This is a genomic window from Ornithinibacillus salinisoli, from assembly GCF_042684965.1.
Lineage (GTDB): Bacteria > Bacillota > Bacilli > Bacillales > Amphibacillaceae > Ornithinibacillus > Ornithinibacillus salinisoli.
Window position 1 is genome coordinate 182134 of the sequence record NZ_JBHUMI010000016.1, and the last position, 12157, is coordinate 194290.

The following is a 12157-nucleotide window of genomic DNA, read 5'->3' on the forward strand; positions in this document are numbered from 1 at the left end:
TCTTTTTACGTATGCTTGACAAATCGTTAGGATACGTGATAACATCAGTATGTTATTCATCGTAGCACCCGTGCTACAACCGCACAGAACAGGTTATTAAACTCCTAGTATGAGTACCTGTATGGCGAGTCTGAGTTAATTAAGGAGGTGCATAGTTATGTACGCAATTATCGAAACAGGCGGTAAACAAGTAAAAGTAGAAGAAGGCCAAGAAATCTACGTAGAAAAAGTTACAGCTGATGCAAACGAAACAGTTACATTTGATAAAGTTCTTTTTGTAGGTGGGGATGATGTAAAAGTTGGTTCTCCATATGTGGAAGGTGCTACTGTTACTGCTAAAGTAGAAAAGCATGGTCGTCAGAAAAAGGTTACTGTTTTCAAATACAAGCCTAAGAAAAACTATCATCGTAAACAAGGTCATCGTCAACCTTATACGAAACTAGTAATCGAAAAGATTAATCAATAAGGGATTTGTCACATGATTCAAGTAACTGTGTCTAAAGAAAACAATCAAATAACAGCATTTGAGTTATCCGGACATGCTGAAAGTGGTCCTTATGGCTATGATCTAGTCTGTGCAGGTGTTTCTGCTGTGTCATTTGGTTCAATTAATGCAGTTATGGCGTTATGTAACATTGATCTTGAAATCGAGCAAGGAAAAGAAGGTGGCTACCTTCGTGTTCAAGTTCCACACTCTTTAAATAAAGAGATAATGGAAAAAACACAAACTTTGCTTGAAGGAATGATTATTTCATTGGAAACAATAGAACGTGAATATAGTCAATTCATTAAAATTCATCGTAAATAAGGAGGTGCAGCAAGATGCTACGTCTAGATTTACAATTCTTCGCTACGAAAAAAGGTCAAGGTAGTACAAAAAACGGTCGTGACTCTGAGTCTAAACGTTTAGGTTCTAAACGCGCAGATGGTCAATTCGTTTCTGGTGGATCTATTTTATATCGCCAACGCGGTACAAAAATCTATCCAGGTGAAAATGTAGGCCGTGGTGGAGATGACACTCTTTTTGCTAAAATCGATGGTGTTGTAAAATTTGAACGCTATGGTCGTGACCGCAAAAAAGTAAGTGTATATCCAGTTGCACAAGAAGCGTAATCAATATAATTGATAAAAACTCCAACCGTTTGATAGGTTGGAGTTTTTTTTAACGCTGAAAAAGTATAAAATAAGAGGATAGGTGTTATAAAATAGTTCTGTCCTGTTGTTTTATAATTTCTTTTGTTAATTATTTCAACATATTGGGGGGAGAAATGTGGAAACTAAAGATGTTATAGAATTACTCCGTCATCAACGGCATGATTTGATGAATCATATGCAAATAATACAGGGCTATTTGAGTATGGGAAAAAAAGAAAAAGTAGAGGAAAAGCTGTCTTCACTCATGCAAGAATTCCATAACGAAAGAAAATTAATGAACCTGAATGCTCCCGAATTAGCGATTTGGTTAATTCAGTTTAATACAATCAGTAAAAATATCCGAATAACTTACAATATACATACAGAAAGAAAAGATTTAACCTTCATTGATGAAGTAATAATGGCAGCATGTGTAAGTATTTCAAATGCCTATGAGCAATCAGGTGTGAAAACAGAGTTATATGATATGGAGCTAGATATACATGATGCAATAGAAGATGCCGGTGTTGTGTTAAAATATGCAATTTGGGGTAAGTTCTTGGATAAGGAAAAAATTAAATTATTACTAAAAAAGATAAATTTAGGGATAACAATAGAAGTGATGGATTCAGAACCAGATAGTTTTATTTGTGAAGTTTCGATTCCATCAGACTAGATGAGGTGAGTTGTAATGTTTGTAGATCAAGTTAGTGTTTACGTGAAAGCCGGTGACGGTGGGAACGGTTTAGTTGCGTACCGAAGAGAGAAATATGTACCAAAAGGTGGTCCTGCTGGTGGTGATGGCGGTAACGGGGGAAATGTTGTATTTAAAGTTGATGAAGGTTTAAATACATTAATGGACTTTCGTTATAATAAACATTTTAAAGCAAAACGAGGAGAAAATGGAATGAGTAAAACTCAGCATGGGAAAAATGCTGAACCACTAATTGTTCCTGTCCCTCCTGGTACTACTGTTATAGATGAGGATACGAATCAAGTAATTGCAGATTTAACCATGCATGATCAAGAAGCAATTATTGTAAAAGGTGGAAGAGGTGGGCGTGGAAACACTCGATTTGCATCACCACGTAACCCTGCACCAGATTTTGCTGAAAATGGTGAGCCAGGTCAAGAACGAAATATTAAAGTAGAATTAAAATTAATCGCAGATGTAGGTCTAGTTGGATTTCCGAGTGTTGGAAAATCAACGTTTCTATCGGTAGTAAGTGCAGCAAAACCTAAAATTGCTGATTATCACTTTACAACATTGGCTCCGAATCTTGGTGTAGTTGAAACAGGTGATCAACGTAGTTTTGTACTAGCAGATTTACCCGGATTAATTGAAGGAGCTCATGAGGGTATAGGACTCGGACACCAATTTTTGCGCCATGTTGAGCGAACAAGAGTAATTATACATGTAATAGATATGGCGAGTACAGAAGGTAGAGATCCATATGAGGACTTTGTGAAAATTAATCAAGAGTTGCAAGAGTATGATGCAAAACTAATAGATCGTCCACAAATTATTGCGGCAAATAAAATGGACATGCCAGGTGCTGAAGAAAATTTGGAGCAATTTAAACAACAATTAGATGACGGGATTTCCGTATATCCGATTTCGGCCCTTACTAAAGAAGGGTTAAGAGATATACTATTTGCTGTTGCAGATCTATTAGAAACTATTCCAAAGCTTGCTCCTAAAATAGAGGATACCGAGGAGAAGGTTGTTTATCGTTACGAAAAAGAGGATAAAGGCTTTGAAATCACTCGAGATGATGATGGGGCATATGTTTTGTCAGGAATAAAAATTGAAAAATTATTTAAGATGACGGATTTTAATAGGGATGAGGCAGTTCAACGTTTTTCAAGACAATTACGTACAATGGGTGTTGACGAAGCTCTAAGGAAGAAAGGAGCAGAGGACGGAGACACAATTCGATTATTGGATTTCGAATTTGAATTTATTGAGTAGTAGAATGGGGATACGAAAATGAAGGAAGAAGAGAGATTCTATCTGGTTCGGAGTGATGTTTTACCTGAGTCCATCAAGCGAACAATTGAAATTAAAAATTTACTTGAACGAGGAAAGGTTCAAACAATTAATGAAGCGACGAAACAGGTTGATTTATCTAGGAGTGCATATTATAAATATAAAGATGCAGTCTTCCCATTTCAAGCAATGGTTAAAGAGAAGATTATTACGTTGTTTTTCCATTTGGAAGACCGTACAGGTACATTATCCAAATTATTAAATATCGTTGCCTCTGCAGGGTGCAATATTTTAACCATTCACCAAACAATACCAATACAGGGTAAAGCGAATGTAACTTTATCATTGGACATATCACGAATTGATGAAAATGTTGATATTCTTATTCATAAGTTAAAACAACTTGAGTTTGTGGAACAGGTTACATTGCTTAGTTCAGGTGTATAGTATCTACATTTTCAATATGTTTAAGAGTGATGGGCTTCAATTCTAAATGAGAACAAAACTAAATCATATACAATACAAGGGTACAAATCGTATTTCGATTTGTACCCTTACTTTCTTGGTATGATAGCATTTGTTATAGGAAAAATATGAGTCAGCTATTTGACAAGTCCATTCATCAAGTATCGGATTTACGTTTTTATTTATTATTTTATCCCAAATACGGTCTCCGTTACTATGAAGATACGGCTTTTTCTTTTTCATTATTTCTAGTTATGGTTCAACTTTTTTTGTTTCTTTGCATATGTTGATATAGAGTAATTAGCCCAGCTATAGAAACGAAAGGAGTTCGAGTTGACTTGAAAATTCATATTGTACAAAAAGGGGATACTTTGTGGGAAATAGCGAAGCAATATGGGGTTGATTTTGAAGAAGTAAAACAGCTTAATTCACATTTATCAAGTCCTGATATGATTATGCCTGGTATGAAGATTAGGATACCTACTACTGCAAAAACGGTTAAGAAGGAAATGCCTACAAAAGAAGCCCAAAAACCAGCGGTAAAGCAACCATATAAGGATATATCTCCCAAGCCATTGCCAGTAATTAAAGAGGATGACGTAAAACCAATTAAGGAAGTTAAACAAGAGATGCCTATGCCACAAATGCCACAGATGCCATTACAACCAATGATGCAGATGCCTATGATGAGCCAGGAATTTCAACAAGACTTAACTATTAATTTCCCTAAAATGCCTACTCCTAAAGAAAAACCGAAAAAGATAAAAGAAAAGCCGAAGGAAGAACCGATGCAACAACCCGTTCAACAGCCAGTACATCAACCATTACCACAGCAACCGGTTCATATGGTGCCATGTTTTCCAGTAGTACATCATCCTTGTTGTCCGCCTTTTCATCCTTGTCATCCACATGAACTAATGCATTTTCAACCGATGTATCACCCAGGAGTATTAGGTACGCAATTTGACGATTTTGAATCATCCATGATGGAAATGCCAATGCAGCAGATGCCGGCACAACAGATGCCAATGCAACAAATGCCAACAGGTGACTGTGGCTGTAACGGAAGTAATGCAGCACCTACTCAACAAATGGGGTATATGCAACCACCGTTTGGATATGATCAATTCCAACAACCTTCCCAAACGCAACCAATGCCTCCATTTGGGAATCAACCAACACAATATCCACCGATGACAGGTTTCAATCAAACTGCTTATCCAACACCGCCTGGGTTTCCTTCATTTAGACCACAGGAAGAGGATGAATCATCAAGTGAGTAGGAATAAACGAAGAGACGATAAAGATATTGATCGTCTCTCTTCTTTTTTATATTGGGAGGGTAATTTTCGTCTTAAAGAATTGAAGCCGATTAAAAACGATGTTTTATTAATTACCAGTGATAATCTGGAACGATATATACTAAAAAGGCATAGTAACAAGAAAAACATTACACAGCAGTGGGAATTTTTTTCGAAAATAAATGCAGAAATGATCACCCCGTTTGTTCGGTTTCCTAATGGTCGAAAAATAATTAGTGACGAAAATCATTTTTATTGGACACTAACACCCTTTATTCAAGGAAGAAAGCTGAACTACATTAGTCCGATCGATAGAAAAACTGCTGTACAAACTTTAAGAAATTTTCATCGAAATGCTTCAGAAGTATTTGTAGAAAATCGAGTTAATAAGCAATTATTTTATTTACGTTGGTATAATCGATTACAGACTTTTAAAAAGACAGAATACTTATTCTTAAAGTTTGGATATGAGAACTTATATAAGGATATTACTAAAAAAACAGAACAATCTATTCAATTGGTAGCCACGTATCCGTGGAAGCTAATTCAGCGCCAAGCAGAGGAATCTGGAATATGGGTTCATGGGGATGTTGCATCACATAATTTTATTCAAAATGAAAGAACCTACTTAATTGATTTCGATTTACTACTATGTACTTCACAAATATATGATTATATCCAATTAGGGCAACGCTTTTTACCATACGTCAATTGGGATATCGATCAATTACTCACCTATAGAATGGTAGAAGATTCAGACGTACCAATTTGGCTAATGGCGATAGCAATTCCTAGTGATGTACTTAGAGAGTGGTTGCATTATTTATCACATCAACGCTCCGATCGCTCCATTGATAACTACTTAACAGAGATGGAAAAGAACTGGATGAAGAGAAAAGATTTTGTGAAAATGGCAAAATTAGTGGTAAAATAAGAAATTATATAAAGAGATAAAGGAGCGTTTATTTTGGAGAAATTAGTAGAAAAAATAGTTGATTGGCTAAGGAAGCAAGTAGAAGAGGCCGGTGTAAATGGCTTGGTCGTCGGAGTTAGTGGGGGAATAGATTCTGCTGTCGTTGCAAATTTAATAAAACGAGCTTGTCCAGATGATTCACTTGGTGTTATCATGCCCTTAAATAGTGATCCTGAGGGTATGCAGCATGCAGAAAAAGTAATTGATGCATGTGGAATGAAAGGAATAACCGTCGACTTAGCTGAAACTCATCACGTTTTGTTTTCCGAAGTGAAAAAACAATTAAAAGAAGAATTTAATGAGGAAAAAGGAAAATTAGCTGACGCAAATTTAAGAGCTAGGCTAAGAATGAGTACGCTGTACACGGTTGCAACGAATTATAATTATTTAGTAGTTGGTACAGATAATGCAGCAGAATGGTATACGGGCTACTTTACAAAATATGGTGATGGTGGAGTCGATATTTTACCTATTGTCGAATTTACTAAAGGTGAAGTAAGAGAATTAGCAAAATACTTAGGAGTACCTCAAGAAGTAATTGATAAGAAACCTAGTGCAGATCTTTGGGAAGGCCAAACAGATGAATCTGAAATGGGTACAACATATAATAAGATTGATGCATACTTAAAAGGTGAATCAATCCCTGATGCAGATAAGGAAATAATAGAGCGTATGCACCGAAAATCTGCACATAAACGAAATCCTCTTGCGCAATTCACACGAAATTAAAAATTACCATGTGTATTTAAACCTCCCTTATACAAACTAGGCATAAGGGAGGTTTTTAATATGAGAAAATATATCATGTTATATGCAGCAATGCTTTTTCTTATTGGTTGTACAAACCAAGAGGAAGGTAGACATGCAAATAATCAAGAAAATAATTTACAACCCATTCATTATGAAACACCGGAAGAACAGCGAGATAGACTAGGGCAGGATCAATCCATAGGGGAACAAGGTGGTTACCCTCAAAGTGAATTGGAGGGGTTAAATGGTGGTGAAACAAACGAAAGAAATATGGACCGATATACAAATGAACGGACCATGGAGATCTCAGAACATTTATCTGAGCATAAATACATTAAGCAAGCTCAGGTATCCGAAACAGATGACCGAATTGTAGTAGCCGTCATATTAAATAACCATTCAGATCAAACTTCACTAGGAGATGTGGATGATCGTGCACAACAAATTGAACGAGAGGTACAACAATTCGTCCAGGATAAACAAATAGTTGTTTACACAGACAATATCTACTGGAACCGAATGAGGAATTTAAATTCTAATCAAATTAGTTCAGATGAGAACACAGATCGATTTTTGGAAGACTTTTTTGGTACAGATCAATAAATGAATTTGTTTCAAATTTGCCTCACTTCATATCCTGCTTCATTTTTGATATAGTTAAATGATGAATCAAAAGGGAGAGGAGATTCTCTTATGGCGGGACATTCAAAATGGAAGAATATACAGAAAAGAAAAAATGCTCAGGATGCAAAAAAAGGCAAAATTTTCATGCGTCATGCAAAAGATATTTATATTGCTGCTAAACAGGGCGGAGGAGATCTATCTACAAATGCTTCGTTAAGGGCAGCTGTAGATAAGGCAAAAGCAGATAATATGCCAAATGATAATATTGATCGGGCAATAAAGAAGGCAACAGGTTCAATAGATGGAGCGAAGTATGAGGAAATTACCTACGAAGGCTATGGTCCAGGTGGTGTAGCTGTAATCGTTCACGTTCTAACGGACAATCGAAATAGAACAGCTGCTGAGATTAGACATGCTTTTAAGAAAAATGGTGGTAATCTAGGGGAAAATGGAAGTGTATCTTTTATGTTCGAAAGAAAAGGATATATTGCCATTGTCAATGAGAATGGAAGCATTTCAGAAGAGGATATGACGTTAGAGGTAATTGAAGCTGGAGCGGAAGATATTATAACAGACGGTGACGTGTTTGAAGTTTTTACATCACCAGATGACTTTCCATCAGTTTGTGACCATTTACGGGCTAATGATTATGAGCTAGAAGAGCAAGAAGTTACTCTCATACCACAAAACTATCAAACATTAGCGCCTGAAGACGAGGCTAACATGCACAATTTAATGGAAACACTTGAAGAAAATGAAGATGTTCAAGATATTTACCATAATTTAAAGGAAATTGAATAAGTTAACTTCCATTCTATATTGGGTGGAAGTTTTTCATGTATTACTTGGAATTGTGTTAGAATAGAAAAGAATATTGGGGGAGATACGATGATTGCTTATATAAATGGTGATTTAACATACATAACGGATGAAGCTGTGATTGTGGATATACAAGGTATCGGATACGAAATTATATGCCCAAACCCATATTACTTTCAGCAATCTTTAAATAAAGAAGTAAAAATTTATACATATCATTATGTACGAGAAGATGCTCAAATATTATATGGTTTTAAGAATGAGGAAGAGAAACATTTATTTACGAAATTAATATCTGTTTCTGGTATAGGACCAAAAGGTGCTTTAGCTATTTTAGGTAGTGTGGATATTCCTGGATTCATTAGTGCAATTGAGCAGGAAGATGATAAGTTTCTAACGAGTTTTCCAGGGGTTGGGAAGAAAACGGCACGCCAAATGATATTAGATTTAAAAGGAAAACTCACTTCTATGGTGACAATTACCAATGAAACAGATGTATCGAACGATACGGATCGAGTAGGTGCTGAGGATATCAAAGAAGCACAAGAAGCATTAAAAGCTCTAGGGTATACAGACAGAGAGATTAAGCCTATCTTACCGGAACTCCAAAAGGAACAATTAGGTAGTACAGATGAGATAATTCGAAAAGCATTGTCATTATTAATGAAAAACTAACAAGGGGGAAAAAATAATGGAAGAGCGTATGGTAACAGGTGAATTACAAGAGGAAGATTCTACTGTTGAACTAAGTCTTCGCCCCACATCACTTAAACAATATATTGGACAGTCAAAGGTAAAAGAGAATTTAAGTATATTTATACAAGCTGCTAAAATGAGGAATGAACCGTTAGACCACGTGCTATTATATGGACCTCCAGGACTAGGTAAAACAACATTAGCTGCTATCATTGCAAATGAATTGGGAGTTCAATTTCGCTCTACATCTGGACCTGCGATAGACCGTGCTGGAGACTTAGCTGCTATTCTTTCATCACTAGAACCGGGGGACGTTTTATTTATTGATGAGGTGCACCGCTTGCCTAGATCGGTTGAAGAAGTGTTGTATTCCGCAATGGAAGACTTTTTTATTGATATTGTGATTGGAACTGGGCCAAGTGCAAGGTCGGTTCGGATAGACCTACCTCCATTCACGTTAGTTGGAGCAACGACGAGAGCGGGTTTATTATCTGCACCACTACGAGATAGATTCGGAGTGCTAAGTCGGTTAGAATATTATGAAGCGAAGGATTTATGTGCGATCGTCGAACGTACTGCGGATATTTTTGAAGCCCCGATAGCAAAAGAAGCTGCTATTGAGGTAGCGAGAAGATCGAGGGGAACTCCACGGATTGCAAATCGATTATTAAAAAGGATTCGAGATATATCCCAAGTGAGGGGTGAAACAGAAATAAGTCTGGAAACAACGTCAACTGCACTAAAAATGTTACAGGTTGATGACGTTGGTTTGGATCACATTGACCACAAACTTCTTAAGGGAATAATAGAAGGATTTCAAGGTGGCCCAGTTGGTTTAGAGACAATTGCAGCAACTATTAGAGAAGAATCACAGACAATTGAAGACGTGTACGAACCATATTTATTACAAATTGGGTTTATTCAACGTACTCCAAGGGGAAGATTAGTAACAGCAAAAGCATATGAACATTTTGGATTGAAAGTGAATGATTCGTAATGAATATTGGCAAGGTATTCATTTTAATTGGTATTATATTTTTAGTTATTGGGCTGCTTTGGACGTTTATTGGCAGGTTACCAGGAGACATTAGTTTCAAAAAGGGGAATTTTTCCTTTCATTTTCCAATCATGACGTCGATCGTGGTTAGTATTATTTTATCATTGATTTTTTTCATTATAGGAAGATTTCGATAGGAAGAATAGGAGTTACATCATGAAAATTGAAGATTTTGATTTTGATTTACCAGAAGAATTAATTGCACAAACACCATTAAAAGATCGAACATCATCACGACTACTCGTATTAAATCGAGACACCAAGAAAACCAAGCATAGTGTTTTTAAGGATATTAAACAGTACTTAAAAAAGGGGGACTGTCTTGTATTAAATGACACAAGAGTTCTTCCGGCCAGACTGTTTGGTGTAAAAAAAGATACAGGTGCCAAGATTGAAGTGTTGCTTTTACATCAGCAAGAAGAAGATAAATGGGAAGTGCTAACGAAACCGGCTAAAAAGGTTAAAAAAGGTACTACGCTCCTATTTGGAGACGGAAAATTAAAGGCGACTTGTACAGATGTAAAGGACCATGGAGGACGCATTTTTCAGTTTGAATATGAGGGAATATTTTATGAGGTTCTCGATCAATTAGGTGAAATGCCACTTCCACCGTACATTAAGGAGCAGCTACCTGAAAGAGAGCGGTATCAAACTGTGTATGCTAAAGAAGAAGGGTCAGCAGCTGCCCCAACAGCGGGACTTCATTTCACAGAGGAATTACTTGAAGAGATAAAAGAGATGGGCGTAACCATAGCGTTTATCACTTTACACGTAGGTCTAGGGACATTTCGACCAGTAAGTGTTGAGGATGTTGATGATCATGAGATGCATGCCGAATTTTACCATATGTCCAAAGAAACAGCAGATACACTTACGAAGGAGAAGGAAAATGGCGGAAGAATTATTTCAGTAGGTACAACATCGACTCGAACACTCGAAACAATCGCAAGAGATCATGACGGAAGATTTGTGGAATCAAGTGGTTGGACAGATATTTTTATCTATCCACCGTATCAATTCCGAGCAATTGATGGGTTAATTACTAACTTCCACCTACCTAAATCTACATTAATTATGCTTGTTAGTGCTTTTGTAGACAAAGAAACGGTATTATCAGCTTACGAAGAAGCGGTTAGAGAACGTTACCGGTTTTTTAGTTTTGGTGATGCTATGCTAATTTTATAAAAAAAGGAACGAGATATATGACAACACCTATAAGATATGAATTTATAAAAACATGTAAGCAAACTGGCGCAAGACTTGGACGAGTCCATACACCCCATGGAACCTTTGATACGCCAACATTTATGCCGGTTGGAACTCTTGCAACGGTAAAAACAATGAGCCCGGAAGAATTACAAGATATGAATGCAAACATCATTCTTTCTAATACGTATCATTTATGGTTACGTCCTGGAGAAGACATCATTCGTGAGGCAGGCGGATTACATAAATTCATGAATTGGGATGGGGCAATCCTTACTGATTCAGGAGGATTTCAAGTATTTAGCCTGAGTGATATGCGAGAAATAAAAGAGGAAGGTGTCCATTTCCGGAATCATTTAAGTGGTGAGAAGTTATTTCTATCACCAGAAAGGGCGATGCAAATCCAAAATGCGTTAGGTTCGGATATCATGATGGCATTTGATGAATGTCCACCATATCCAGCAACGTATGATTATATGAAAGCATCGGTAGAAAGAACATCTCGATGGGCAGAACGATGTTTGCAAGCACATGAACGCAAAGATGTGCAAGGACTGTTTGGAATTATCCAAGGTGGCGAGTATGAGGAATTACGTAAGCAGAGTGCTCAAGATTTAGTATCACTTGATTTCCCGGGATATGCGGTTGGAGGACTTTCAGTTGGTGAACCTAAGGATGTCATGAATCGAGTGCTAGAATTTACGACGCCATTAATGCCAACTAACAAGCCTCGTTATTTAATGGGAGTAGGTTCTCCTGACTCCTTAATTGATGGTGCAATTCGAGGAATTGATATGTTTGATTGTGTATTGCCAACAAGAATTGCACGAAATGGAACATGTATGACATCAAACGGAAGGTTAGTCGTACGTAATGCGAAATATGCTAGAGATTTTAGTCCAATAGATGAAAACTGTGATTGTCATGTATGTAAAAATTATACGCGTGCCTACATTCGACACCTAATTAAATGTAATGAAACGTATGGTTTTAGACTTACTACTTATCATAACTTATATTTTCTGTTAAAATTAATGGAGCAAGTCCGAAATGCGATTCGAGAAGATCGACTTGGGGACTTTCGAGAAGCATTCTTTGAACAATATGGATTGAATCAACCGAATGCCAAAAATTTCTAATGA

At 36.7% G+C, this 12157-nt stretch carries 16 protein-coding genes and 1 other annotated feature; all 16 genes read left to right on the forward strand.

Annotated elements, in window-relative coordinates; genetic code table 11:
- Positions 1 to 67: 67 nt before the first annotated feature.
- Positions 68 to 142: a sequence feature (ribosomal protein L21 leader region), on the forward strand.
- Positions 143 to 157: 15 nt separating this feature from the next.
- The 16 genes from rplU (at position 158) to tgt (ending at position 12154) form a co-directional block, all read left to right on the forward strand.
- Positions 158 to 466: a 50S ribosomal protein L21 gene (gene rplU, locus ACFSTA_RS11475; protein ID WP_155666265.1), complete on the forward strand. Its 309-nt coding sequence runs from the start codon at positions 158 to 160 to the stop codon at positions 464 to 466.
- Positions 467 to 478: 12 nt separating this feature from the next.
- A complete protein-coding gene (locus ACFSTA_RS11480; protein WP_377556839.1) occupies positions 479 to 808 on the forward strand; it encodes a ribosomal-processing cysteine protease Prp in 330 nt (109 codons plus the stop codon).
- A 14-nt stretch (positions 809 to 822) separates the two neighbouring features.
- On the forward strand, positions 823 to 1113 hold the full coding sequence (gene rpmA / locus ACFSTA_RS11485; RefSeq protein ID WP_377556840.1) for a 50S ribosomal protein L27: 291 nt from the start codon (positions 823 to 825) through the stop codon (positions 1111 to 1113).
- Positions 1114 to 1270: 157 nt separating this feature from the next.
- Positions 1271 to 1810, forward strand: coding sequence for a Spo0B domain-containing protein (locus ACFSTA_RS11490; RefSeq protein ID WP_377556841.1), 540 nt, complete (start codon positions 1271 to 1273; stop codon positions 1808 to 1810).
- Positions 1811 to 1825: 15 nt separating this feature from the next.
- The gene (gene obgE, locus ACFSTA_RS11495; RefSeq protein WP_377556842.1) at positions 1826 to 3106 is read left to right on the forward strand and encodes a GTPase ObgE; all 1281 of its coding nucleotides are present in this window, start codon (positions 1826 to 1828) and stop codon (positions 3104 to 3106) included.
- A gap of 18 nt (positions 3107 to 3124) precedes the next feature.
- The gene (locus ACFSTA_RS11500; RefSeq protein ID WP_377556843.1) at positions 3125 to 3571 is read left to right on the forward strand and encodes an ACT domain-containing protein; all 447 of its coding nucleotides are present in this window, start codon (positions 3125 to 3127) and stop codon (positions 3569 to 3571) included.
- 356 nt (positions 3572 to 3927) lie between these two features.
- On the forward strand, positions 3928 to 4872 hold the full coding sequence (gene safA, locus ACFSTA_RS11505) for a SafA/ExsA family spore coat assembly protein (protein WP_377556844.1): 945 nt from the start codon (positions 3928 to 3930) through the stop codon (positions 4870 to 4872).
- Positions 4865 to 5824, forward strand: coding sequence for a phosphotransferase (locus ACFSTA_RS11510; RefSeq protein ID WP_377556845.1), 960 nt, complete (start codon positions 4865 to 4867; stop codon positions 5822 to 5824). The genes safA and ACFSTA_RS11510 overlap by 8 nt, the downstream gene beginning before the upstream one ends.
- 33 nt (positions 5825 to 5857) lie before the next feature.
- Entirely contained in the window at positions 5858 to 6592 is a 735-nt protein-coding gene (gene nadE / locus ACFSTA_RS11515) for an NAD(+) synthase (RefSeq protein WP_377556846.1), read from the forward strand.
- 60 nt (positions 6593 to 6652) lie between these two features.
- Complete coding sequence (locus ACFSTA_RS11520) at positions 6653 to 7216, forward strand: YhcN/YlaJ family sporulation lipoprotein (RefSeq protein WP_377556847.1); 564 nt, start codon at positions 6653 to 6655, stop codon at positions 7214 to 7216.
- A gap of 90 nt (positions 7217 to 7306) precedes the next feature.
- A complete protein-coding gene (locus ACFSTA_RS11525; protein WP_377556848.1) occupies positions 7307 to 8038 on the forward strand; it encodes a YebC/PmpR family DNA-binding transcriptional regulator in 732 nt (243 codons plus the stop codon).
- 87 nt (positions 8039 to 8125) lie between these two features.
- Complete coding sequence (ruvA, locus tag ACFSTA_RS11530; RefSeq protein WP_377556849.1) at positions 8126 to 8731, forward strand: Holliday junction branch migration protein RuvA; 606 nt, start codon at positions 8126 to 8128, stop codon at positions 8729 to 8731.
- Positions 8732 to 8747: 16 nt separating this feature from the next.
- Positions 8748 to 9749, forward strand: coding sequence for a Holliday junction branch migration DNA helicase RuvB (gene ruvB / locus ACFSTA_RS11535; protein ID WP_377556850.1), 1002 nt, complete (start codon positions 8748 to 8750; stop codon positions 9747 to 9749).
- Positions 9749 to 9946 (forward strand): DUF2905 domain-containing protein, encoded by a 198-nt coding sequence (locus ACFSTA_RS11540; RefSeq protein ID WP_377556851.1) that lies wholly within the window; start codon positions 9749 to 9751, stop codon positions 9944 to 9946. The genes ruvB and ACFSTA_RS11540 overlap by 1 nt, the downstream gene beginning before the upstream one ends.
- Positions 9947 to 9965: 19 nt before the next feature.
- A complete protein-coding gene (queA, locus tag ACFSTA_RS11545) occupies positions 9966 to 10994 on the forward strand; it encodes a tRNA preQ1(34) S-adenosylmethionine ribosyltransferase-isomerase QueA (RefSeq protein WP_377556852.1) in 1029 nt (342 codons plus the stop codon).
- A gap of 17 nt (positions 10995 to 11011) precedes the next feature.
- The gene (tgt, locus tag ACFSTA_RS11550; RefSeq protein ID WP_377556853.1) at positions 11012 to 12154 is read left to right on the forward strand and encodes a tRNA guanosine(34) transglycosylase Tgt; all 1143 of its coding nucleotides are present in this window, start codon (positions 11012 to 11014) and stop codon (positions 12152 to 12154) included.
- Positions 12155 to 12157 lie beyond the last annotated feature (3 nt).